Genomic DNA, 22,891 nt, shown 5'->3' on the forward strand with positions numbered 1-22,891 from the left:
ATCGCTTAAGGTAAGCGTCTTTCGCTCTTGTAGGCCGGATAAGCGCAGCGCCATCCGGCGTTTTCAGACCGCAGGAACAGACATGACCACCATCGCTCTCATCGACGACCACCTTATCGTTCGCTCCGGCTTTGCCCAGCTTCTAAACCTCGAACCAGATTTTCAGGTGGTGGCAGAGTTCGGCTCGGGGCGCGAGGCGCTGGCAGGCCTGCCGGGGCGTGGCGTACAGGTCTGTATCTGTGACATCTCAATGCCAGATCTCTCCGGGCTGGAGCTGCTAAGTCAGTTACCGAAAGGGATGGCGATTATCATGCTCTCGGTTCATGACAGCCCGGCGCTGGTGGAGCAGGCGCTCAATGCCGGTGCGCGTGGGTTTCTGTCAAAACGCTGTAGCCCGGATGAGCTGATCGCCGCTGTGCGCACCGTCTCGACGGGCGGCTGCTACCTGACGCCGGATATCGCCCTCAAGCTGGCGGCCGGACGTCAGGATCCGCTTACCCGGCGTGAGCGTCAGGTGGCAGAAAAACTCGCTCAGGGGATGGCGGTGAAAGAGATTGCCGCCGAACTGGGTTTGTCGCCCAAAACCGTGCACGTTCACCGCGCTAACCTGATGGAAAAACTCGGCGTCAGCAACGACGTCGAGCTGGCGCGCCGTATGTTCGATAGCTGGCAATGAACCCGCTGATTTCGCGGCTGATCGCCGTTGTTGCCAGCTTTTTTATCTTCTCTGCCGCCTGGTTCTGCCTGTGGAGCATCAGCCTGCATCTGGTGGAACGCCCGGAGCTGGCGGTGCTGCTGTTTCCCTTTGGCCTGCGTCTGGGGCTGATGTTGCAATGCCCGCGCGGCTACTGGCCGGTTTTGTTGGGCGCAGAGTGGTTGATGCTGATCTGGTTGTCGCAGGAAGTCGCCCTCGCGCATCTGCCCTTATTGATGACCGGAAGCCTGCTCACGCTCCTCCCGGTTGCGTTGATTTCCCGCTATCGTCACCAGCGCGACTGGCGCACGCTGCTGCGCCAGGGGGCGGCGCTGATTGCCGCCGCGCTGCTGCAATCCCTGCCGTGGGTAGGCGAAAAGGAGATGCTTAACGCCCTGCTGCTGACCCTGACCGGCGGCCTGACGCTGGCACCCACCTGTCTGGTTTTCTGGCACTATCTCACCAGCACTGTCTGGCAGCCGCTCGGGCCATCGCTGGTCTCCCAGCCGGTTAACTGGCGCGCCCGGCATCTCATCTGGTATCTGCTGCTGTTTGTGGTGAGCCTGTGGCTGCAGCTTGGCCTGCCTGCTGAGCTTTCCCGTTTTACCCCGTTTTGTCTGGCGCTGCCGATCATTGCTCTCGCCTGGCATTACGGCTGGCAGGGGGCGCTGATCGCCACACTGATGAACGCCATCGCGCTGATTGCCAGCCAGACCTGGCACGATCACCCGGTCGATTTACTGCTCTCTCTGCTGGCGCAGAGCCTGACCGGGCTGCTGCTCGGGGCAGGTATTCAGCGCCTGCGTGAGCTGAACCAGTCCCTGCAAACCGAACTGTCGCGCAATCGCCGCCTGGCAGAACGCCTGCTGGAGACCGAAGAGAGCGTGCGCCAGGAGGTGGCGCGCGAACTGCATGACGACATCGGCCAGACCATTACCGCCATTCGCACCCAGGCGGGCATTGTTCAGCGCCTGGCGGCGGATAACGCCGGGGTGAAGCAGGGCGGGGCGCATATCGAACAGCTTTCTCTTGGCGTGTACGATTCGGTGCGTCGCCTGCTGGGCAGGCTGCGTCCGCGCCAGCTGGACGATCTCTCTCTTGAACAGGCGGTGCGCTCCCTGATGCGCGAGATGGAGCTGGAAAGCCGCGGAATTGTCAGCCATCTCGACTGGCGCATTGATGAATCATTGCTGAGTGAAGGCCAGCGCGTCACGCTGTTCCGCGTCTGTCAGGAAGGGCTGAACAATATCGTCAAACACGCCAACGCCAGCGCGGTGACGCTGCAGGGCTGGCAGCAGGATGAAAGCCTCAGGCTGGTGATTGAGGACGACGGCTGCGGCCTGCCGCCGGGCTCGGGGCAGCAGGGGTTTGGCCTGGCGGGCATGCGCGAGCGCGTGAAGGCGCTGGGTGGCACGCTGAATATCTCCTGCACCCACGGGACGCGCGTCAGCGTCAGCCTGCCGCTAAGGAGCCATCATGTTTAAAACCCCCGCAAACGCCGCGCCGATAGGCAACAAAGCGGAGATCGACGCCCGCTACCGCTACTGGCGTCGTCATATCCTGATCACTATCTGGCTCGGCTACGCGTTGTTCTACTTTACCCGCAAAAGTTTCAACGCCGCCGCGCCGGAAATCCTTGCCAGCGGCGTGATGACGCGCACCGATATCGGCCTGCTGGCGACGCTGTTCTACATCACCTACGGCCTGTCGAAGTTCTTCTCCGGCATCGTCAGCGACCGCTCCAACGCCCGCTATTTTATGGGTTTTGGGCTAATCGCCACCGGCGTGGTGAACATTCTGTTTGGCTTTTCCACCTCGCTCTGGGCGTTTGCCCTGCTGTGGGCGTTGAACGCCTTTTTCCAGGGCTGGGGCGCGCCGGTCTGCGCCCGCCTGCTCACGGCGTGGTATTCGCGCAACGAGCGCGGCGGCTGGTGGGCTATCTGGAACACCGCGCATAACGTCGGTGGAGCGCTGATCCCAATGGTGGTGGGCGCAGCGGCGCTGCACTACGGCTGGCGCGCGGGGATGATGATTGCCGGTGGTCTGGCGATCCTGGCCGGGTTGTTCCTCTGCTGGCGGCTGCGCGACAGGCCACAAACCGTGGGGCTGCCCGCGGTGGGCGACTGGCGGCACGATGAAATGGAAGTGGCGCAACAGCTTGAGGGGGCGGGGCTGACGCGCAAAGAGATCCTCACCAAATACGTGCTGTTAAACCCGTATATCTGGCTGCTGTCGCTTTGCTACGTGCTGGTCTACGTGGTGCGCGCGGCCATCAACGACTGGGGTAACCTGTACATGTCCGAGACGCTGGGGGTGGACCTGGTGACCGCCAACTTGGCGGTGACGATGTTCGAGCTGGGCGGGTTTATCGGCGCGCTGGTGGCGGGCTGGGGCTCGGATAAGCTCTTCAACGGCAACCGTGGCCCAATGAACCTAATCTTTGCGGCAGGAATCTTACTCTCCGTCGGTTCGCTGTGGCTGATGCCGTTCGCCAGCTACGTGATGCAGGCGGCGTGCTTCTTTACCATCGGCTTCTTCGTGTTTGGCCCGCAGATGCTGATCGGCATGGCGGCGGCAGAATGCTCGCATAAAGAGGCGGCGGGTGCGGCGACGGGCTTCGTCGGGTTGTTCGCCTACCTGGGCGCGTCCCTCTCCGGCTGGCCGCTGGCGCGGGTGATCGACATCTGGCACTGGAGCGGTTTCTTTGCCGTGATCGCCATCGCGGCGGGGATATCGGCCCTGCTGCTGCTGCCGTTTTTGCATGCGCAGGCGCCGCGTGAAGCCAGTGTGATGTGATGCGCCTCACCTTTTCACTCCGAGTGGCGCAAAACTAAGAAATTTTCCCGGTTTTACCTGGACGCTGTCTCAGGCATCTCTCCTGGCTGATTTTTACAATGCCTGCCATTCGCAGGTAAAAATCAGCTCAGGAGCAAACCATGCTGGCCTTCCTTAATCAGGTGCGCAAGCCGACCCTGGATCTGCCGCTCGACGTGCGGCGCAAAATGTGGTTCAAACCGTTCATGCAGTCCTATCTGGTGGTCTTTATCGGCTACCTGACCATGTACCTGATCCGCAAAAACTTTAACATCGCGCAGAACGACATGATCTCCACCTACGGGCTGAGCATGACGCAGCTGGGGATGATTGGCCTGGGCTTCTCCATCACCTACGGCGTGGGCAAAACCGTTGTCTCGTACTATGCAGACGGCAAAAACACCAAGCAATTCCTGCCGTTTATGCTGATCCTCTCCGCCATCTGTATGCTCGGCTTCAGCGCCAGCATGGGCGCGGGCTCCGTCAGCCTGTTCCTGATGATCGCCTTCTACGCCCTGAGCGGTTTCTTCCAGAGTACCGGTGGGTCGTGCAGCTACTCCACCATCACCAAATGGACCCCGCGCCGTAAGCGTGGTTCATACCTTGGCATGTGGAACATCTCCCACAACCTCGGCGGGGCGGGGGCAGCAGGCGTGGCGCTGTTCGGTGCTAACTACCTGTTTGACGGTCACGTCATCGGCATGTTTATCTTCCCGTCGATTATCGCCCTGATTGTCGGCTTTATCGGTCTGCGTTTCGGCAGTGACTCTCCGGAATCTTACGGCCTCGGCAAAGCCGAAGAGCTGTTTGGCGAGGCGATCAGCGAAGAGGACAAAGAGACCGAAGAGAACGAGATGACAAAATGGCAGATCTTTGTTGAGTATGTGCTGAAAAACAAAGTGATCTGGCTGCTCTGCTTCTCCAACATTTTCCTGTACGTGGTGCGCATCGGTATTGACCAGTGGTCGACCGTGTATGCCTTCCAGGAGCTGAAGCTCTCTAAAGAAGTCGCGATTCAGGGCTTCACCCTGTTTGAGGTGGGTGCGCTGGTCGGTACGCTGCTGTGGGGCTGGCTCTCTGACCTCGCCAACGGTCGTCGTGCGCTGGTGGCCTGCGTCGCGCTGGCGCTGATTATCGCTACCCTGGGCGTCTACCAGCACGCCAGCAACCAGTACGTTTACCTGGCGTCTCTGTTTGCGCTCGGCTTCCTGGTGTTTGGTCCGCAGCTGTTGATCGGCGTAGCGGCGGTAGGTTTTGTACCGAAAAAAGCGATCGGCGCCGCCGATGGGATTAAAGGCACCTTCGCCTACCTGATTGGCGACAGCTTCGCCAAGCTGGGTCTGGGGATGATTGCCGACGGCACGCCGATTTTCGGCCTCACCGGCTGGGCAGGCACCTTTGCGGCGCTGGATGCCGCCGCCATCGGCTGTATCGTCCTGATGGCAATGGTTGCGGTGCTCGAAGAACGTAAAATTCGCCGTGAAAATCGTGTGCAGAAATTAAAAGCAGCCTGAGTGTGCAGGTGACTTCTTTGCCCGGTGTGTGATGCCGGGCTTTTTTGTTTTAAATTCCAGTTTTTACCCCGCTTTACACACTCGCCCCTCTCCTTGCTCTACAGTTTTTTTTGCTGCCGCCTTTCGCGCAGCCTTATTCCTTTTGCTATGGGAGAGCTTGCATGTTGACCCGACGATTATCCTGCCTGGCGTTGTTGATGGCGCTGGCAACCCCCGCAATGGCTACGGATGCGCCCACCTACGGCGAGAAGCTGGAAGGTTTCGACTACGGCTGGCCGGTAAAACACTTTACGTTTATCTCCCAGGAACATTCTCTGGATATGGCTTATCTGGACGTGAAGCCGGAAAAACCCAACGGCCGCACCGTGGTGCTGATGCACGGCAAAAACTTCTGCGCCGGTACCTGGGACGGCACTATCCGTGCGCTCTCAGCCAGCGGTTATCGGGTGATTGCTCCCGACCAGATTGGCTTTTGTAAATCCACCAAACCGGAGCACTATCAGTACACCTTTCAGCAGCTGGCTGATAACACCCACGCCTTGCTGAAAACGCTCGGCGTCGATCGCGTGACGGTTATCGGCCACTCGACTGGCGGCATGCTGGCGACCCGCTACGCGCTGATGTGGCCGCAGCAGGTGGAGCAGCTGGTGATGGTCAACCCAATTGGTCTGGAAGACTGGAAAGCGCGCGGTGTGCCGCATATTACGGTCGACCAGTGGTATCAGCGCGAGCTGAAGGTCAGCGCCGACGGCATTCGTCAGTACGAGAAAAATACCTACTACGCCGGAGAGTGGAAGCCGGAGTACGAGCGTTGGGTCACCATGCTTGCCGGGCTTAACAACGGGCCGGGAAAAGAACGTGTGGCCTGGAACTCGGCGCTGCTCTACGACATGATTTACACCCAGCCGGTGATCTACGAATTTAGTGAACTAAAGATGCCGGTATTATTGATGATCGGCACGAAGGACAACACCGCTATCGGGAAAGATCTCGCCCCGCCTGAGATCCGCAAAACGCTCGGCAACTATGCGGTGCTGGGGAAGGAGACGGCGAAACGCATCCCGCACGCGGCGCTGGTCGAGTTCAGCGACATGGGGCACGCGCCGCAGATGCAGGATCCTGCACGCTTCCACGAGGCACTGCTGAAAGGGCTTCAGGCGCGCTGACTGGTTTCCAGCAACAACCCGCGCAGCCACATCTGCGCGGGATCACGGTGTGTTCTTGCGTGCCAGGCCATGCACTTGGTGAAACCCGGCACCGGAACCGGTGTGTCGCAGACAAACATTCCCGTCTGGTTTTCCGCTATCCGTGACGGTACCACGGCGATCATATCGCTTATCGCCAGTACATCCGGCAGTACCAGGAAGTTGCTCACCGATAACCCTACGTGCCGCGTCCGGCCCATTTTTTCCAGCGCGCCATCCGTCACGCCGCGAAAACTGTCACCCTCATAAGAGACCAGCACGTGCTCAAGGGCGCAAAAGCGCGCCAGAGAGAGCGGTTTGCCCGCGTCCGGGTGGTCGGCACGCATCATGCAAACGTACCGTTCATCATAAAGCGCCCGGCTGTGCAGGTCGTCTGGCGTGGTGTGGGGCGTGATCAGCGCCACGTCAACGTTCCCGCGTTCAAGCTGGTTCATCATGCGCTCGGAATCGACAGGTATAACCCGCACGCGTATTGCCGGTGCCCGCACCTTCAGTGCCGCGATAAACGGCACCGCGATCGCGCGGAGCGCGTAATCGGTGGCAGCAAGCGTGAAGGTGAGGGTGGTCTGCAGTGGGTCAAACGCCACCGGCTGCAGCAGGAGGTCGATATCTGCCAGGATGCGCTTCACCGGCGCGGCCAGCTCTTCCGCACGCGTCGTGGGTACGATGCCGTGGGGCGCTCGGATAAACAGCGGGTCGTCGAAGTAATCCCGCAGGCGGTTCAGCATGCCGCTGACCGCCGGCTGGGTCAGGGCCAGACGCGCCGCCGCGCGGGTGACGCTGCGTTCATCCAGCAGGGCGTCGAGCGTTTTCAGCAGGTTAAGATCCAGCGTGCGCAGATCCGTTTTCATGACGATGTTCTACCTTTTTTCAGTTCACTATTATGGCCGTGCCCGCTGTCGATACCCTGCGTTTCCCGCTATGATGAGCGGCTATTCAAAGGAGAACGCATGGTCTGGATAATGCTGGCAACGCTTGCCGTGGTGTTTGTGGTTGGGTTTCGTGTCCTGACCTCGGATTCCCGCCGCGCCATCAAACGCTTGAGCGAACGGCTGGGTATCACCCCGATGCCGGTAGAATCGATGATCGATCAGTTCGGTAAAACGCCCGGCAATGAGTTTATCCGCTATCTTGAACGCCCGGACGAGGCGCATCTGCAAAACGCTGCCCAGGTGCTGCTCATCTGGCAGGTCTGTATCGTCGACGGTAGCGAAGAGAACCTGCACACCTGGCACCGCATGCTGCGTAAAGCCCGTCTGGCCGCGCCCATTACCGATGCGCAAATCCGCCTCGCCCTCGGCTTTATGCGCGAGATGGAGCCGGATCCGCAGGAGCTGAACGCTTTCCAGCTGCGTTACAACCAGCTCTTTCTGCCAGAAGAGGGTGTGTTTTACCTGCACTGATATCACGCACCGTGATGATGAGTATAAGGCATCATCATTAGATTTATACCACTCACGGGCGCATCATCACCTCATCCACTCACGATGAGGTGAACCATGAAACAATCCGCCATTATCTGGCCAGACGATTACCTGCCAGGCACTACCGATAACTTTGCGTCCAATGAAATCATTGTCGCCGGACTGAGCGCGAAAGCGATCTGGGCGCAACTCAACGACACCAGCCTGTGGCCGGGCTATTACAGTAACGCCAGCGATATTCGTTTCCATGACGGCAGCGGTCCGGAACTGAGCGCCAACGCCCGCTTCCGCTTCACCACCTTTGGCTTTCCGGTTGAGGCGCAGGTGACGGAGTATGTTCCGCCGGTCGATGGCGAGGCGGCGCGTATCGCCTGGCACGGCTGGGTGGAAGGGGAGGAGAGCGCGCGTCTGGATGCCTACCACGCCTGGCTGTTTGAAGACTTACCGGGTAACCGCGTCCGTATTTTGACTCAGGAGTCGCAGAAAGGCGTTCCGGCAGAGGAATTAGCACGTACCCTACCGAACCCGATGATCAACGGGCATCAGGAGTGGATCGTCGGGCTGGCAAAGGCGGCGATGCAAGAAAAGTTGTCGAAACGTTAAATTCGTCACACTTTTGATGATAAACTGCGCGACTTTCCCGCACGTTTTTATCTCAGGTGACACCATGACAGAACATATCCAGCCCACGACCAGACCGCAGACCAAAGAGGTTTCTCGCCCCAACTGGTCGGCGGTTTTTTCCGTGGCGTTCTGCGTCGCCTGTCTTATTACCGTCGAGTTTTTACCGGTCAGCCTGCTGACGCCGATGGCGCAGGATCTGGGCATTTCCGAAGGCGTGGCAGGGCAGTCCGTTACCGTGACCGCGTTTGTGGCGATGTTTGCCAGCCTGTTTATCACGCAGGTTATTGGCGCGATTGATCGCCGCAAAGTGGTCATTCTCTTCAGCGTGCTCCTGACGCTCTCCTGTCTGCTGGTCTCTTTCGCGGAGAGCTTCACCCTGCTGCTGCTCGGCCGCGCCTGTCTGGGTCTGGGGTTGGGCGGTTTCTGGGCAATGTCCGCCTCGCTCACCATGCGTCTGGTGCCGGCACGCACCGTGCCGAAAGCCCTCTCCGTTATCTTTGGCGCGGTCTCCATCGCGCTGGTGATTGCCGCGCCGCTGGGGAGTTTCCTTGGGGGAATCATCGGCTGGCGTAACGTCTTTAACGCCGCAGCGGTGATGGGTTTTCTCTGTATTCTGTGGGTTTGGAAAGCGCTGCCGTCCCTGCCGGGAGAAGCGGCGCACCACAAACAGAACATGTTCAGTCTGCTTAAGCGCCCCGGCGTGCTGGCGGGGATGACCGCCATCTTCATGGCCTTTGCCGGGCAGTTTGCCTTCTTTACCTATATCCGCCCGGTCTTTATGACCATGGCGGGCTTTGATGTGGATGGCCTGACGCTGGTGCTGCTCAGCTTCGGTATCGCCAGCTTTGTCGGCACCTCGCTGTCGTCTCAGTTCCTGAAGCGCTCCCTGAAAGTGGCGCTTGCTGGCGCCCCGCTGGTACTGGCTGTCAGTGCCGTCGTGCTCATTCTGTGGGGCAGCGACAAATGGGTTGCCTCGGCGATTGCGATTATCTGGGGCTTTGCCTTTGCGCTGGTGCCGGTGGGCTGGTCGACGTGGATCACCCGCTCGCTTGCCGATCAGGCTGAAAAAGCCGGGTCGATTCAGGTGGCGGTGATCCAGCTGGCGAACACCTGCGGAGCGGCGGTGGGCGGCGTGGCGCTCGACCACCTGGGGCTGACGTCGCCGCTGGTCATCTCCGGCACGCTGATGCTGCTGACCGCGCTGCTGGTGGCAGGGAAAGTGAAGACGAAGTAATGCTTTTCTCCCTCTCCCGTGGGAGAGGGCTGGGGTGAGGGCAACAGGCTATGCCGGGGCTTTCACCCGTTTTCTCGAATCCATCGAAATCAACACCACCGACGACACGATCAGCAGCGTGCCCAGCCAGTCCGGCAGGGTAAACGCCACGCCCAGTAAAATCACCGACAGTAACGCGCTGCTCAGCGGCTCGGCGCAGCTCAGAATGCTCGCCTTCGGCCCACCGATCATCTGCGCGCCTTTCAGGTACAGGCTGAAGGTCAGCGCCGTGCCGATCACCACCAGGTAGAAAAACGCCAGCAGCAGGCTGCCGTCAATGACAAACGCGGTGCCGCGTCCGGCGTAGAACGGCGTCAGCGTTAAGCCGGCGATCAACATACTCCAGCCGACAATCGGCAAGGTGCCGTAACGGGCGATCAGGGTTGACGGATACGTAGTGTAAAACGCCGCGGCAAAGGCCGAGGCAATGCCAAAGAACAAAGCCGCAGGCGAGATGGAGAGTGAAGTGGGGTCGCCGTGGGTGACCAGCAAAAATGTCCCCACCAGTGAGGTCAGGATCGCGGAAAGCACAAACAGACCCGGCCGCTTTTTCCGCGCCAGCGCAAACCACGCCACGATAATCGTCGGAGACAGAAACTGCAGCACGGTGGCCGTAGCCGCGTTGGATTTCTCGATTGTCACCAGGAAGGTGAGCTGCACTGTGAGCGCGCCAGCCAGGGAGAAAAACAGCAGGCTGAGGGCGTCTTTGCGATGTTTGATGACCGAGAAAATTTTGTCGCCGTGAACGAAGGAAAGCGTCAGCAGGATCAGGCCGGTAAACAGCAGGCGAACCATGGTCAGATACGGTGACGAGATCTGGCTTTTCTCCATGATGTACTGCGCGCAAACCCCTGAGCTGCCCCATAAAACGGCGGCGATCAGGACGTTCAGCATCCCTTTACGTGTGGAACCCATGTTCTCCCCTGCGATGTTGTCGTTAATTCGGTCAACAGCATAGCATGATGGGGTGCGGCCTGGTGCCCTCATCCCGGCCCTCTCCCACGGGGAGAGGGAGCAAACACTAAAAACGGCAACTCTCGTTGCCGTTTTGCTTTTACCTTAGAACCACGCCTCCCACATTGCGCCGACGTTGAAGTCGTCCAGCGTTTCGTCTTTGGTATTGTTCACGCGGGCGGTACGTTCGTTATCCACTTTGCCGCCGGTGACGTAGAAGCGCAGCATCGGACGGAACTCCGGCCCCATGGCGATAGACATGTTCTGCGACAGGGTCAGCTTCCAGCCCTTGTTGTCGCCGCCGTTGTCGTAGTCCACATGCTGCCAGCCTGCTTCCAGCCAGGTGGAGTGGACGTCGTTCCACCAGTGCATCGGACGTACAATGGCGTTGTAGTTCTTACGGTTATCGGTCTTATCACGGCTGTTGTCGTAGTCGTGGAAGGCGAGGATGTACTCCACCTGCGTGGCCTGGGTGAATTTGTACAGCCCTTCGAAGCTGGCATAGACCGTGGTCAGATCCTCGGTTTTATTGAACACGCTGTTGTCCGCGTTATCAGAGTAACGGGCAATCACCTTGTTCACGCCGCTGTCGTTGGTGTGGCTCAGCACCACGCCACCCTGCCAGGCATTCAGACGCTCATCGCTCTCCACTGCTTTTGAATCAAAGCCGTAGTTGGCGTACAGCTCCAGATCCAGCGGACCGACTTTCATGCCGTGGATTTTAGAGGTGGCCGCGTAGTTACCTTTGTCGCCCGTGCCGGACCCGCCGGTACAGGTGATGCGTGACGGGTTGGCTTCATCCTCCATGACTTCCGGGCTACAGGATTCCACCGCCGCCACCGCGGCCACGTCAAACTGCACGCCGCCGATGTCGAAGTTCTTCACCCCGGCGCCCTGGCCGTCATGGTTCATCCAGAAGTAATCGTTGATGCCCTGCTGCGGACGCTGGTGGAAGTCACGACCGGCCCAGAAGTAGGCGTTCGGGTTGGAGGCCATAATGTTGGTCACCCCCGCGTAGGCTTTTTTCAGGTTAACTTCATCGCCCCAGTGGTCGATCATCACGTTGATGTCCCAGATGGCGCCGTTGTCACCCTTGAAGGCCTTGGAGAGCTGGAATTCACCGCCGTTGCCTTCGTTACCCAGACGACCGATGGCTGATGCCCCGTTATAGGAACCGTCCACCGCCACGTATTTCTGGTCAGCGGCCTGGAAGTGCGCGCCGTAACGGGCATAACCGGTAAATTTAATGCCGAACGGAATAGCCATATCCGGGGATTGCGCCGCGCTTTGCGGCTCCGTCACCACGTCGGCTTTTTTCGCGACCGCGGCATCCATTTTGGCCTGACGCTCCGCGAGGGCTTTATCCACCGCTTTTGCCACAATGGCGTCGATTTGTTCCTGGGTAAATTCCTGTGCGAGTACAGAAATTGGGCAAAGCGCGGCGATAACCGCCATGGTTAATGGAAGTTTTTTTAGGGTAGTCATGGTTATCTCAATATAGTTTAATTTTATTCAGACAATAACCATCCCGCTCCGATCTGACAGAGTATGTCGCTATCATCAGAACAAGTGGATTTCTATTTAAGGTACAGAGGTATTACTCGTTATTTCGCCATAGATTATCTCTGATATAAATGAATAATTTCTTCGGATAATTCACGCGCCAGTAATGAATTCATTAAATGATCTTGCGCGTGCACCATAATTAACGTCATCGGCTGACGGGCTTCACCCGCATCCTGCTCTATGAGTTTGGTCTGCATCTTGTGCGCCTGGCGCGCGTAGCCATCGGCTTCGCGCAGCAGACTTTTGGCTTCGTCAATGTTGCCCTGCCGCGCAGCGTGCAGTGCTTCAAAGCACAGGCTGCGCGACTGACCCGCATTGACGATGATTTCCATCACGGCTTCTTCTAAGGCAATCATCGTCTTTCTCTCTATTTCTCGAAACTATTATGTAAAGAGGTGGCAGCAAACCACTCTCCGCTCTTTTTAATGGTGCGCTGTTGCGTAGTTAAATCGAGCTGAATAAAGCCATAGCGGTTTTTATACGCATTACACCACGACCAGTTATCAATAAACGTCCACATATGGTAACCAAGACAGTGACACCCTTCGCTAATACCTTTATGCAGCCAGGCTAAATGTCCGGAAATAAAATCGATGCGGTATTGATCGTTGATTTGGCCATTTTCAATAAAACGCTGTTCATTTTCGACGCCCATTCCGTTTTCAGAAATAAAACAGCGTGGGTTGCCGTAATTGTCGCGCAGATTAACCAGAATATCGTAAATACCCGGCTCGTAAATTTCCCAGCCACGGTACGGGTTCATCTTGCGGCCCGGCATCTCGTAGTTATCAAAGAACCACTCCGGCATAAACGGCGCCTGCGGGTTCACCGCGCTGTCGCGACACTTCACGCGACGCGGCTGGTAATAGTTAATGCCGAGCAGGTCGATTTTCCCTTCCGCGATCAGGAAACTGTCCTCCGGTTTACAGGCGGGCAGCTGGTCGTAAGATTTCAGCAGCGCCACCAGATCGGCCGGGTATTCGCCGCGCAGAACCGGGTCCAGGAAGCTGCGGTTAAACATCAGATCCGCAATGTGCGCCGCCTTCACGTCCGCCGGGTTTTGCGAGCGCGGGTAGGACGGCGTCAGGTTGAGCACGATGCCGATCTCACCTGCGTAATGTCCGGCGCGGTAGGCCTGGACAGCCTTCGCGTGGGCCAGCACGGTGTGATACGCCACGGTGGCCGCCCGACGGAAATCCACCACGTTGGGGTAGTGGAAATCGTACAGATAACCGCCTTCAACCGGGACAATCGGCTCGTTGAAGGTAAACCAGTGCAGCACGCGGTCGCCAAACAGGTCGAAGCAAATCTGCGCATAGCGGGCGTAAGCGTCCACCACCTCCCGGTTTTCCCAGCCGCCAATCTCCTGCATCGCCATCGGCATGTCGAAATGGAACAGGGTGATAAATGGCGTAATGCCCTGCTCGATCAGCTCATCAATGACCTGGTTATAAAATTCGACCGCCTTTGGATTCACTTCACCGATACCGTCGGGGATCAGGCGCGCCCAGCTTATAGAAGTGCGAAAGCTGTTGTGGTTCAGCTGCTTTAACAGCTGAATGTCCGTTTTCCAGTGCTGATAAAACGTGGAGGTATGCTGCGGCCCCACGCCGTTGTGAAAACGGTTCGGCTCGCGGGCAAACCAGTAATCCCATGTGGTTTCACCCTCTCGTGTCCCTTCGGTCTGGAGAGCAGAGCTTGCGCTGCCCCACCAGAAATTATCGGGGAATGTATATTTCATGACGCTTCCTCTTTGACTTAATTGCTTGCGGTCTCAGCGGTACCGACGGTTGCCTGAGCTTTCTGCTCTTCGTTTTTCATCAACGTACGCTCGTAAGCACGCAGGAACGGCAGGTACATCAGCGCTGACATCACCATACAGATGAGACACATCACCACCGGGCTCAGCGCCCAGTTGGCAGCCCATGAGGCGCCAATTGGTGCGGGCGTGGTCCACGGCGTTAACGATACCACCTGTGCCAGCCAGCCCAGTTTGGTTGCCGCGTACGCCAGGCACGCATTCACCAGCGGAACACACACGAACGGGATAAACAGCATCGGGTTCATGATAATGGGGGCGCCGAACAGGATCGGTTCGTTGATGTTAAAGAAGCTTGGCACAACGCCCATTTTGCCGATGGTGCGTAAGTGCGTTACCCGGCTACGCAGCAGCAGGAAGGCCAGCGGCAGTGTGGAGCCTACGCCGCCAATCAGCAGGTAGTGATCCCAGAAGCCCTGCAGGTAAACGTGTGGCAGTGCCGCACCGGCCGCCAGAGCCGCCTGGTTTGCCGACAGGTTCGCCATCCAGAACGGGTTCATGATGCCGGTGACAATCAGCGAGCCGTGGATACCGGCGAACCAGAAGATCTGGCACAGCAGCACGGAGAGCAGAATGGCGGGCAGCGAGTCAGACGCAGAGACCAGCGGTTCCAGCAGGTGCATAATCGCCTGTGGGATGATCATGCCTGTCTGCGCCTCGATAAACAGGTTCAGCGGATGCAGGGTGCCAATCACCACCATCACCGGGATCAGGATCTCAAACGAACGCGCCACGCCGGTCGGGACTTCCTTCGGCAGACGAATGGTCACGTTGTTCTGCTTCAGCCACGCATAGACGCGGGTGGCGTAGATGGCGGTGATCAGCGCAGTGAAAATCCCCTGACCAGACAGGTACTGGGTGGAGATCTTACCGTCCGCATACGGCGCGGCGACCAGCAGGAAGGCCATAAAGGCCAGCAGGCCGGACATCACCGGGTCGAGATTAAACTGACGCCCCAGGCTCGCCCCGATCCCCACCGAGATGAAGAAGGTCATCACGCCCATGCTGAGGTTAAACGGCAGCATCAGCTGTTCGCGATAAGTCTGGGAGAAATCCAGCCAGCCGCGGGCAAAGCTGTTGGTGGTATCCGCCGAGAACGGCGGGAAGATGAACACCAGCATAAACGAGCCGATGATCATAAACGGCAGCGCGGCGGTAAAGCCGTCGCGGATGGCAATCACATACTTTTGCTGGCCGAGCTTCGCGGCCAGCGGGGTAATTGACTGCTCAATCACCGCGACCATGGATTGATATAACGAACTCATGTGAACACCTTTTAGTGTGCCGCTTCGATGAGCGACAGAGCATAGTCCAGTACTTTATCGCCACGCTGCATGCCGTAGTCCATCATATCGATGGGCTGGACCGGAATGCCTTTTGTGGCCGCCTTGTCTGAGAGTGTCTGTAACATGTATTTCACTTGCGGTCCGAGAAGCACCACCTGATATTGCGGAAACTGCGTATCAAATTCGGAAACGCCGTACGCATCAATTTTTACCGCCAAACCGCGTTCTTTCGCCACATCGACCATTTTGCTGACCAGCAGGCTGGTGGACATCCCGGCAGAGCAGCAGAGCATAATCTTGAACATCGACAACCATCCTCAAAATGTAAATAGATATTGCGGTAATGATTGGATATCAGATGGAAACCGGTTTCCATTTATAAAAGACAGAAGTGTGACAACCATCAAGATCCCTTATATATGAGGCTAATTAACCCGATGTGCGTCACAGAATTTGGCTGTTTTGACATCATTTTGAGTGGAAACGGAAAATCGGTTTCCATGGGAAACGGAAACGGATATACTCCTTACTGGCTATAATGTGAGCCGTAGCGGTAATGGAATTTGCAGGCGCGAGGTAAGCCTGTCAGGGGAAAAAGATGTCGACAATCAATGATGTATCACGTCTTGCCGGGGTGTCGAAAGCCACGGTATCGCGAGTGTTGAGTGGGTCGCGTGGCGTAAAGGAAGCCAGCCGTCAGGCCGTTCTGAAAGCGGTAGATGAACTGAACTACCGGCCCAATGTGATTGCGCAGTCGCTGCTGAGCCAGTCGACGGGGTGTATCGGGGTGATTTGCGCGCAGGAGAATATTAACCAGACGACCGGTTATCTGTACGCGCTGGAAAAACAGCTCAGCCAGCATCAAAAACACCTGCTGCTGCGCTTCGCCCATAGCAAAGCGGACGTGCTGCACGCCCTGGAAGAGCTCTCCTGTGGGCTTTGCGATGACATTCTGGTGATTGGCGCGCGTTTTCCACTGGATATCGACATGGATAACGTCATCCTGGTTGACTGTATGGGCTCAGAAAATCCCAACAGCATCCAGTTCGATCACGCCTTCGCCGCCGAAACCGCCTGTAACTACCTTACCAGCCAGGGACGCCGCCAGATTGCCCTGATCCATCCGCACGGTAGCGGCTTTGCCGATCAGGTGCTGCTGGGCTACAAACATGCGCTGGAAAAAAATTTCCTGCCCTTCAACCGCAACCTCGTGTTTATGGATGCGACCTCCTCGTCCGTGGCGCTGCAGGAGCTGCTGAATAACGCCAGCACGCTGAATTTCAACGCATTACTGGTTGCGGACGAGCAGGAAGCGCAGCGGGTGATCCCGCAGTTGCAGGCGTTTAATAAATCGGTGCCGGAGGACATCATGGTCTTCAGCCTTGCCGGATCGCTGCATCTGCCAGGCATTCCGGTGATCCCGGCCATTGAGTATTCCATGGATGCCATGGCGGCGCGCATCGTGAGCTGGTTGACGGAAAAAACACAGATGCTCGGGTCGTACGTGCTGCGCGGGGATTTGATCATTCCGGATGTGCGTAAGCGTTAAAAATGTTGTGCAGGCCGGGTAAGGCGCAGCCGCCACCCGGCGAGAAGCACGTTTCCAGCCCTCAATAATCCTCCATACAATCCACCTGACTCACCGCGTCCCAGTAGGCCTCCAGGTTGTCACGCTTCACGGCCGTGATGGCGTTTTTAATCAGCAACTGGTTGGCCTCGGACGATAAAATCATGGCCTGCCAGGCTTTATCGCTCTGTTTTTTCTGGGGCGTGCAGGCTTTTTTCACATCTTTGAGTACCTGCTGCTTGATTTGAGCCTCCCGCGCCGGGTCGTCCTTTTCCTGAGCATGGGCAAACGCGGCGAACAGCAGGCAGACCAGCAGACAAACCAGGTGTGCAGATTTCATCGAAACCTCCATTAAGAGACACATGCTTCCCCAGAAATATATCGTTACATTCAGTGTAGCGACGCCAGCCGAAAGTATGAATTTTCTCTTCACCGCATATCCGGATTGCCCCGCAAGCGTTACTCAATCCCACCCCCCAGCGACTGCCACAGCGTGATGCGGTTTTCCAGGTCGGTTTGCTGCAGCGATATCAGTGATTCCTGCGCCGACCACAGCGACCGCTGCGCGGTCAGTACCGTCAGATAATCCCCGGCACCCGCCTGATAGCTGCGGGTCGCCACATCCAGCGTTTTTTGCTCGGCCGCAACGTATTCACGCTGGGCATCAAGCTGCTCGCTGAGCGTTTCACGGCGTGCCAGCGCATCGGCCACGTCTTTAAACGCGCTCTGGATGGTTTTCTCGTAGGTGGCGATCAATCCCTTCTTCTCCGCTTCCGCGTAGCGCAGCTGGGCCAGATTGTTGCCGCCGCTGAACAGCGGCAGGGTGATGGACGGTGCGAATGACCACACCTTCATCCCGTGGCTGAACAGGGACGAAAGCGAATCGCTGCCGACGCCCGCACTGGCGGTCAGTGAAATGGTCGGGAAGAAGTTGGCGCGCGCGGCACCGATATTGGCGTTGGCGCTCAGCAGGTTGTGCTCCGCCTCCTTAATATCCGGGCGACGCAGCAGCGCGCTGGAACTGACACCCGCCGGGATCAGCGTGATGGCGTTATCGCTCAGGCTCTCCAGCGTACCCGGCAGCAGAGTGTCCGGCACCGTGTCACCCGCCAGCAGATTAAGGGCGTTTTTGTCCTGCATTACCTGCGTTTGATAGCTCGCCACGCTGGCTCGCGCCTGCTGGTAAACCGCCATCGCCTCGCTAACGTCCGTTGCTGCCGCCACGCCGACCTGCTGCTGACGCTTCACTATCCTGAGCGAGCTGGCGGCGCTCTCCATCGTCGATTTTGCCAGCGCCAGGTTGCTGTTATCGGCCGCCAGGGTCACCCAGGCGGTGGTCAGTTCGCTGACCATCGTCAGGCGCGTGTTCTGCGCGGTAAATTCACTGGCAAGCCAGGTTTCACGTGCTGCGCGCGACAGGCTCTGGTTGCGGCCAAACAGATCCAGCTCGAAGCTGGAGACCGTGCCGTTGGCCTCATCGCTGGTCGCGACACCGCTTGCCAGCGTGCGGCTGCGGGTGTGGCTCAGCTCCGCGTCCACCGTCGGGAACAGGGACGATCGCGTTTCGCCGTACTGGGCGCGCGCGGCGTCAATATCGGCAATCGCTTTTTGCAGGTCGCGGTTGCTGTTGAGCGCCATCGTCACTACGCCTTTCAGGCGCGCATCGTTCATCACCTGTTGCCACTGGCTCACCACGGCGGTGGCTTCGCCGTGCGCACCCGGCAACGTCGCCGGGACGGGCGCAGCCGGGCGCTGATACGTGGGATCTAAAGAGACGCAGCCCGCGCTCATCAGCGCTAACACGAAAACAGATAAACGAAACATTATGACCTCCGGTTGCTGTGTTTACCGGAGAACAGACGTTTCACCAGTACAAAGAATAACGGAACGAAGAAGATCGCCAGCAGCGTGGCGGCCAGCGTCCCACCAATAATGCCGGTACCGATCGCCACCCGGCTGTTGGCCCCTGCACCGGTGGCAATCGCCAGCGGCGTCACGCCTGCAATAAACGCCAGCGAGGTCATGATGATGGGGCGCAGACGCGTCTGGGCAGCACGCAGCGCCGCACGTGTCAGGGAGTAGCCTTCGGCGACTTTCGCCTCGGCAAATTCAACAATCAGAATGGCGTTCTTCGACGACAGGCCGATGGTGGTCAGCAGTGCCACCTGGAAGTAGACATCATTGTTCAGGCCGCGCAGGGAGGCGGCAATCGCCGCGCCCAGCACCCCAAGCGGGATCACCAGGATGACGGAAATCGGTACCGACCAGCTCTCGTACAGCGCCGCCAGACACAGGAACACCACCAGGATCGAGAGGGCATACAGGCTCATGGCCTGGCCGCTCGCCAGTTTTTCCTGTAAGGACAACCCGCTCCACGCCCAGGTGCTGCCGGACGGCAAATTATTCGCCAGCTGCTCCATTTTGCTCATCGCCGTACCGGAACTGGCGCCACTGGCGTTCTCGCCCTGAATTTCATACGCCGCCGAGCCGTTGTAGCGCACCAGGCTTTCCGGGCCATACTCCCAGCGGGTGGTGGCAAAGGCGGAGAACGGGGTCATGGTGCTGTCGCTACCGCGTACATACCATTTGTTGAGATCGGACGGCACGGCGCGATAGTCGCTGTCGCCCTGGATATAGACCTTCTTCACGCGGCCGCGATCGATAAAGTCGTTCACATAGGTGCCGCCCCATGCGCTGGAGAGGGTGTCGGTGACGTCGCTCAGGGAGAGCCCCAGCGACACGGCTTTATTGTTGTCGATATCCACCTGAAGCTGCGGCATCTGCGGCAGATCGTTGGCGCGAACCGCGTGCAGGGAGGCATCCTGATTCGCCTCGCCAATCAGCTGGTTACGCAGCTTGAGCAGCGTGTCGCGGTCGGTGCCGCCGCTCGCCATCAGCTCAAAGGTAAAGCCGTTGCTCTGGCCCAGGCCGTCCACCGCCGGTGGCGTCATGGCAAAGATGGTCGCATCGCGGATGGTGCTCAGCTCCTGCGTGGCGCGCAGGGCAATGGCCTGAGCGGTGTTTTCATCCCCCTTACGTTCGGACCAGTTTTTCAGGGAGACAAACGCCATCCCGGCGTTCTGGCCGCTGCCGCTAAAGCTGAAGCCCTCAATGGTGAAGATAACGTTGGTGTTGGCTTTCTCTTTGGTGAGGAACCATTCGCGCACCTGGCGGCTGACTTCGGCGGTACGTGTCGATGTTGCGCCGGCTGGCAGGGTGTACTGCACCATGATTTCGCCCTGGTCTTCCGTCGGCAGGAAGCTGCCCGGCAGTTTCAGCATCGCGAACCCCATCGCGCCGCAGAGCAGGGCGTAGATGACCAGCATGCCGCCGGAACGGCGCAGGGCGCGCAGCACCTTGTTCTGATAGCCATGCTCGGTCTTGCTGTAGAAGCGGTTAAACGCGCCGAAAAAGCCCTTTTTATGTGGGGCGGTGTGGCTCAGAATCGAGCCGCACAGCGCAGGCGTCAGGGTTAATGCCACCACCACGGAAAGGAGCATCGCCGAGATAATGGTGACCGAGAACTGACGGTAAATCACCCCGGTGGAGCCGCCAAAGAAGGCCATCGGCAGGAACACCGCAGAGAGCACCAGCGCAATCGCTACCAGCGCACCGGAGATTTCGCCCATCGATTTTTCCGTGGCTTCCCGGGCGGGTAGCCCTTCGTCACGCATAATACGTTCGACGTTTTCCACCACCACGATGGCATCATCCACCAGCAGCCCTATCGCCAGCACCATCGCAAACAGGGTCAGGGTGTTGATGGAGTAGCCGAACAGCGCCAGTACGCCAAAGGTGCCCAGCAGAACCACCGGAACGGCCAGCGCCGGGATCAGCGTGGCGCGGATGTTTTGCAGGAACAGGTACATCACCACGACCACGAGGATAATGGCTTCGAACAGAGTCTGAATGACATCCTCAACGGAGATTTTGATGAACTCGGTGCTGTCTTTCGGGTAGGCCACGTCGTAGCCTTCCGGCATCGACTTTTTGAACTCGGCGATTTTCTCTTTCACCGCCGTGGCGGTATTGAGCGCGTTAGCGCCCGGTGAAAGCATCACCGCCATCCCCGCGGCCGGGTGGCCGTTCAGCTTCGCGGTGGAGGTGTAATCTTCGCTGCCCATCTCCACGCGTGCAACATCGCTGATGTGTACCACCGCGCCGTTAGACTGGCTCTTGACGATGATATTTTTAAACTGATCCACCGTCTGCAGACGCGACTGGGCGCGCACGGTGGCGGTCAGCTGCTGGGCGTTCGACGAGGGCAGCGCGCCGATTTTACCGGCGGAAACCTGCACGTTCTGCGCTTCAATCGCGCTCTGTACATCTGAAGGCATCAGCGAGTAGGACGCCAGCTTCGCCGGGTCGAGCCAGATACGCATCGCGTATTCCGCGCCAAACACCTGCAGACTCCCGACGCCATCCACACGCGCCAGCGGATCCTGCATATTACTGACCAGCCAGTCGGCGATATCCGAGCTGCTGGCGGTGTCGGTTTTGTCGTACACCCCCATGATCAGCAGGAAGTTGCTCTGCGATTTCTCGACGGTGATCCCGGACTGCTGTACTTCAGTCGGCAGGCGTGATTCCGCCTGCTGGACTTTGTTCTGCACCTGGACCTGCGCGGTGTCCGGGTCGGTCCCCTGTTCAAAGGTGACGGTAATGCTCACCGAGCCGTCCGAACTGCTGGTGGAGGTGAAGTAGAGCAGGTTATCCAGCCCGGTGAGCTGCTGCTCGATCACCTGCGTCACGCTGTTTTCCAGCGTCTGCGCGGAGGCACCGGTGTAGGTGGCGGAGATCTTGATCGACGGCGGGGCGACGTCCGGGTACTGCGCAACCGGCAGCGTGCGGATCGCCAGTATCCCGGCGAGCATAATAAGAATGGCGATCACCCAGGCAAAGACCGGGCGACGCACGAAGAAACGGGAAAACATCAGGCATTTCCTCCGCTGGATTTCATCTCTTCGGCCTTCACCTGTTGGCCGGCGGTGACTTTGTCGGTGCCTTCCACAATCAGCCTGTCACCCGCCTTCAGACCGCTCAGCACCAGCCATTTATCGCCGTAGGTGTCACCCGTTTCCAGCTGGCGTTGCTCCACCTTATTGCTGGCGTTCACCACCAGCGCAGTGGCTTTGCCTTTGGCATCGCGGGTAATGCCCTGCTGAGGAGCCAGGATCGCGTCATCCATGATGCCCTCGTCCACTCTGGCGCGGACAAACATCCCCGGCAAAAGCTGATGCTGTGGGTTCGGGAAGACGGCGCGCAGGGTGACCGAGCCGGTCGATTCATCCACCGCCACTTCGGTCAGCGCCAGACGACCCTTTTCGCTGTAGGTGCTGCCGTCTTCTAGCTGCAACGTGACGCTGAGCGTATCGCTGTTCGAGGCGAGGGTTTGTTTGCGTAATCGCAGCAGATCGGCACTCGAACGCGTTAAATCGACATACATGGTGTCCAGCCCGCGAATGGTGGCCAGCGCGGTGTCCTGCTGAGCGGTCACCAGCGCGCCGGGCGTGACGGAGGAGATGCCGATGCGTCCGGCAATCGGCGCGGTGACGGTAGTCCAGTTGAGGTTAATGCGCGCGCTCTCCTGCGAGGCTTTCTTTGACTCGACGCTGGCCTTGTCCTGCGCGCAGGTGGATTTCGCGTCTTCCGCGTCCTGGCGCGACACGCCGTCGTCTTTCACCAGCTGCGCATAGCGCCGGGCTTTCTGGCAGTCGGCCTGCACCAGCGCTTGCGCCTGTTTCAGCGCCGCGGCGGCTTCATCAAACGCGGCGCGGTAGCTGGAGGGATCGATCTGATACAGCGCTTGTCCGGCTTTCACGGTATCGCCTTCGTTGAACAGCCGCTTCTGAATAATGCCGCCCACCTGTGGGCGAACTTCGGCGCTCATTGCGGCGGTGGTACGCCCGGTCAGTTCACTGACGACGGACACCGGCTGGCTCATGAGTGTGACAATCCCCACTTCCGGAAGAGGACGTTGGGGAGCAGATGTTTGCGCATTATCACACCCTGTCAGGAGGAGTAATGCGGCGATGGAGGTTGTTATCTTTTTCATCATCTTTTTCCAGGGTGAACGATGCCCGCCCTGTTAATGGCTTAACAAGGAGGAGGGCGTTTTAAAGGCACAGCGATACCGTATCTCTGGCAGAAC

General features: G+C 58.6%; 20 protein-coding genes. 9 read left to right on the forward strand and 11 right to left on the reverse strand.

Annotation, left to right across the window (positions count from 1 at the left end; all coding sequences use genetic code 11):
* The first annotated feature begins 82 nt into the window (after positions 1-82).
* The 5 genes from uhpA (at position 83) to ACQG19_RS00205 (ending at position 6,188) form a co-directional block, all read left to right on the forward strand.
* Complete coding sequence (gene uhpA / locus ACQG19_RS00185) at positions 83-676, forward strand: transcriptional regulator UhpA (RefSeq protein ID WP_013094809.1); 594 nt, start codon at positions 83-85, stop codon at positions 674-676.
* Positions 673-2,178, forward strand: coding sequence for a signal transduction histidine-protein kinase/phosphatase UhpB (gene uhpB, locus ACQG19_RS00190; protein ID WP_013094810.1), 1,506 nt, complete (start codon positions 673-675; stop codon positions 2,176-2,178). Before uhpA ends, uhpB begins: the two co-directional genes overlap by 4 nt.
* Positions 2,171-3,490, forward strand: coding sequence for an MFS transporter (locus tag ACQG19_RS00195; protein WP_246932288.1), 1,320 nt, complete (start codon positions 2,171-2,173; stop codon positions 3,488-3,490). The genes uhpB and ACQG19_RS00195 overlap by 8 nt, the downstream gene beginning before the upstream one ends.
* A 140-nt stretch (positions 3,491-3,630) precedes the next feature.
* The gene (gene uhpT, locus ACQG19_RS00200) at positions 3,631-5,022 is read left to right on the forward strand and encodes a hexose-6-phosphate:phosphate antiporter (protein ID WP_013094812.1); all 1,392 of its coding nucleotides are present in this window, start codon (positions 3,631-3,633) and stop codon (positions 5,020-5,022) included.
* A gap of 161 nt (positions 5,023-5,183) precedes the next feature.
* Positions 5,184-6,188 carry an alpha/beta fold hydrolase gene (locus ACQG19_RS00205; protein WP_222168987.1) on the forward strand — a complete coding sequence of 335 codons (1,005 nt, stop codon included), beginning with the start codon at positions 5,184-5,186 and terminating at the stop codon, positions 6,186-6,188.
* Here ACQG19_RS00205 and ACQG19_RS00210 read toward each other — a convergent pair.
* A complete protein-coding gene (locus ACQG19_RS00210; RefSeq protein WP_222168986.1) occupies positions 6,176-7,078 on the reverse strand; it encodes a LysR family transcriptional regulator in 903 nt (300 codons plus the stop codon). The two genes, ACQG19_RS00205 and ACQG19_RS00210, sit on opposite strands and share 13 nt — an antisense overlap.
* A 99-nt stretch (positions 7,079-7,177) precedes the next feature.
* Between ACQG19_RS00210 and ACQG19_RS00215 the strand changes: the two genes are divergently transcribed.
* The 3 genes from ACQG19_RS00215 to nepI all read left to right on the forward strand — a co-directional run bounded on the left by ACQG19_RS00215 (position 7,178) and on the right by nepI (position 9,509).
* Positions 7,178-7,630, forward strand: a complete 453-nt coding sequence (locus ACQG19_RS00215; RefSeq protein ID WP_014830062.1) for a DUF1198 domain-containing protein — start codon at positions 7,178-7,180, stop codon at positions 7,628-7,630.
* 96 nt (positions 7,631-7,726) lie between these two features.
* On the forward strand, positions 7,727-8,254 hold the full coding sequence (locus ACQG19_RS00220) for an SRPBCC domain-containing protein (protein WP_048972217.1): 528 nt from the start codon (positions 7,727-7,729) through the stop codon (positions 8,252-8,254).
* A gap of 64 nt (positions 8,255-8,318) precedes the next feature.
* Entirely contained in the window at positions 8,319-9,509 is a 1,191-nt protein-coding gene (nepI, locus tag ACQG19_RS00225) for a purine ribonucleoside efflux pump NepI (protein WP_023620618.1), read from the forward strand.
* 48 nt (positions 9,510-9,557) lie between these two features.
* Here the strand turns inward: nepI and ACQG19_RS00230 are convergent, their stop codons facing one another.
* The 6 genes from ACQG19_RS00230 to ACQG19_RS00255 all read right to left on the reverse strand — a co-directional run bounded on the left by ACQG19_RS00230 (position 9,558) and on the right by ACQG19_RS00255 (position 15,478).
* Positions 9,558-10,463: an EamA family transporter gene (locus ACQG19_RS00230; protein WP_023620617.1), complete on the reverse strand. Its 906-nt coding sequence runs from the start codon at positions 10,461-10,463 to the stop codon at positions 9,558-9,560.
* A 144-nt stretch (positions 10,464-10,607) separates the two neighbouring features.
* Positions 10,608-11,987 (reverse strand): carbohydrate porin, encoded by a 1,380-nt coding sequence (locus tag ACQG19_RS00235; protein WP_013094819.1) that lies wholly within the window; start codon positions 11,985-11,987, stop codon positions 10,608-10,610.
* A 134-nt stretch (positions 11,988-12,121) separates the two neighbouring features.
* Entirely contained in the window at positions 12,122-12,424 is a 303-nt protein-coding gene (locus ACQG19_RS00240; protein ID WP_008500136.1) for a PTS lactose/cellobiose transporter subunit IIA, read from the reverse strand.
* An 11-nt stretch (positions 12,425-12,435) separates the two neighbouring features.
* Positions 12,436-13,809: a glycoside hydrolase family 1 protein gene (locus ACQG19_RS00245; RefSeq protein WP_013094820.1), complete on the reverse strand. Its 1,374-nt coding sequence runs from the start codon at positions 13,807-13,809 to the stop codon at positions 12,436-12,438.
* Positions 13,810-13,826: 17 nt separating this feature from the next.
* Positions 13,827-15,152: a PTS cellobiose transporter subunit IIC gene (locus ACQG19_RS00250; RefSeq protein ID WP_013094821.1), complete on the reverse strand. Its 1,326-nt coding sequence runs from the start codon at positions 15,150-15,152 to the stop codon at positions 13,827-13,829.
* Between the two features lie 11 nt (positions 15,153-15,163).
* Entirely contained in the window at positions 15,164-15,478 is a 315-nt protein-coding gene (locus ACQG19_RS00255) for a PTS sugar transporter subunit IIB (RefSeq protein WP_013094822.1), read from the reverse strand.
* Positions 15,479-15,771: 293 nt separating this feature from the next.
* Between ACQG19_RS00255 and ACQG19_RS00260 the strand changes: the two genes are divergently transcribed.
* Positions 15,772-16,722, forward strand: coding sequence for a LacI family DNA-binding transcriptional regulator (locus tag ACQG19_RS00260; RefSeq protein ID WP_013094823.1), 951 nt, complete (start codon positions 15,772-15,774; stop codon positions 16,720-16,722).
* A 61-nt stretch (positions 16,723-16,783) separates the two neighbouring features.
* Here ACQG19_RS00260 and ACQG19_RS00265 read toward each other — a convergent pair whose 3' ends face one another.
* The 4 genes from ACQG19_RS00265 to ACQG19_RS00280 all read right to left on the reverse strand — a co-directional run bounded on the left by ACQG19_RS00265 (position 16,784) and on the right by ACQG19_RS00280 (position 22,795).
* Positions 16,784-17,080 carry a YicS family protein gene (locus tag ACQG19_RS00265; RefSeq protein ID WP_013094824.1) on the reverse strand — a complete coding sequence of 99 codons (297 nt, stop codon included), beginning with the start codon at positions 17,078-17,080 and terminating at the stop codon, positions 16,784-16,786.
* Between the two features lie 119 nt (positions 17,081-17,199).
* Positions 17,200-18,564: an efflux transporter outer membrane subunit gene (locus tag ACQG19_RS00270; RefSeq protein WP_038418274.1), complete on the reverse strand. Its 1,365-nt coding sequence runs from the start codon at positions 18,562-18,564 to the stop codon at positions 17,200-17,202.
* A complete protein-coding gene (locus tag ACQG19_RS00275; RefSeq protein WP_029881863.1) occupies positions 18,564-21,674 on the reverse strand; it encodes an efflux RND transporter permease subunit in 3,111 nt (1,036 codons plus the stop codon). The genes ACQG19_RS00270 and ACQG19_RS00275 overlap by 1 nt, the downstream gene beginning before the upstream one ends.
* The gene (locus ACQG19_RS00280) at positions 21,674-22,795 is read right to left on the reverse strand and encodes an efflux RND transporter periplasmic adaptor subunit (protein ID WP_246932305.1); all 1,122 of its coding nucleotides are present in this window, start codon (positions 22,793-22,795) and stop codon (positions 21,674-21,676) included. Before ACQG19_RS00280 ends, ACQG19_RS00275 begins: the two co-directional genes overlap by 1 nt.
* Positions 22,796-22,891: the final 96 nt, after the last annotated feature.

It is taken from the genome of Enterobacter cloacae complex sp. 277I4 (assembly GCF_050031465.1).
GTDB lineage: Bacteria > Pseudomonadota > Gammaproteobacteria > Enterobacterales > Enterobacteriaceae > Enterobacter > Enterobacter cloacae.

Bases quoted from the DNA above. Each gene is read 5' to 3' on its own strand.
- uhpA (WP_013094809.1), top strand. From the start codon at position 83: ATGACCACCATCGCTCTCATCGACGACCACCTTATCGTTCGCTCCGGC.
- uhpB (WP_013094810.1), top strand. From the start codon at position 673: ATGAACCCGCTGATTTCGCGGCTGATCGCCGTTGTTGCCAGCTTTTTT.
- ACQG19_RS00195 (WP_246932288.1), top strand. From the start codon at position 2,171: ATGTTTAAAACCCCCGCAAACGCCGCGCCGATAGGCAACAAAGCGGAG.
- uhpT (WP_013094812.1), top strand. From the start codon at position 3,631: ATGCTGGCCTTCCTTAATCAGGTGCGCAAGCCGACCCTGGATCTGCCG.
- ACQG19_RS00205 (WP_222168987.1), top strand. From the start codon at position 5,184: ATGTTGACCCGACGATTATCCTGCCTGGCGTTGTTGATGGCGCTGGCA.
- ACQG19_RS00210 (WP_222168986.1), bottom strand. From the start codon at position 7,078: ATGAAAACGGATCTGCGCACGCTGGATCTTAACCTGCTGAAAACGCTC.
- ACQG19_RS00215 (WP_014830062.1), top strand. From the start codon at position 7,178: ATGGTCTGGATAATGCTGGCAACGCTTGCCGTGGTGTTTGTGGTTGGG.
- ACQG19_RS00220 (WP_048972217.1), top strand. From the start codon at position 7,727: ATGAAACAATCCGCCATTATCTGGCCAGACGATTACCTGCCAGGCACT.
- nepI (WP_023620618.1), top strand. From the start codon at position 8,319: ATGACAGAACATATCCAGCCCACGACCAGACCGCAGACCAAAGAGGTT.
- ACQG19_RS00230 (WP_023620617.1), bottom strand. From the start codon at position 10,463: ATGGGTTCCACACGTAAAGGGATGCTGAACGTCCTGATCGCCGCCGTT.
- ACQG19_RS00235 (WP_013094819.1), bottom strand. From the start codon at position 11,987: ATGACTACCCTAAAAAAACTTCCATTAACCATGGCGGTTATCGCCGCG.
- ACQG19_RS00240 (WP_008500136.1), bottom strand. From the start codon at position 12,424: ATGATTGCCTTAGAAGAAGCCGTGATGGAAATCATCGTCAATGCGGGT.
- ACQG19_RS00245 (WP_013094820.1), bottom strand. From the start codon at position 13,809: ATGAAATATACATTCCCCGATAATTTCTGGTGGGGCAGCGCAAGCTCT.
- ACQG19_RS00250 (WP_013094821.1), bottom strand. From the start codon at position 15,152: ATGAGTTCGTTATATCAATCCATGGTCGCGGTGATTGAGCAGTCAATT.
- ACQG19_RS00255 (WP_013094822.1), bottom strand. From the start codon at position 15,478: ATGTTCAAGATTATGCTCTGCTGCTCTGCCGGGATGTCCACCAGCCTG.
- ACQG19_RS00260 (WP_013094823.1), top strand. From the start codon at position 15,772: ATGTCGACAATCAATGATGTATCACGTCTTGCCGGGGTGTCGAAAGCC.
- ACQG19_RS00265 (WP_013094824.1), bottom strand. From the start codon at position 17,080: ATGAAATCTGCACACCTGGTTTGTCTGCTGGTCTGCCTGCTGTTCGCC.
- ACQG19_RS00270 (WP_038418274.1), bottom strand. From the start codon at position 18,564: ATGTTTCGTTTATCTGTTTTCGTGTTAGCGCTGATGAGCGCGGGCTGC.
- ACQG19_RS00275 (WP_029881863.1), bottom strand. From the start codon at position 21,674: ATGTTTTCCCGTTTCTTCGTGCGTCGCCCGGTCTTTGCCTGGGTGATC.
- ACQG19_RS00280 (WP_246932305.1), bottom strand. From the start codon at position 22,795: ATGAAAAAGATAACAACCTCCATCGCCGCATTACTCCTCCTGACAGGG.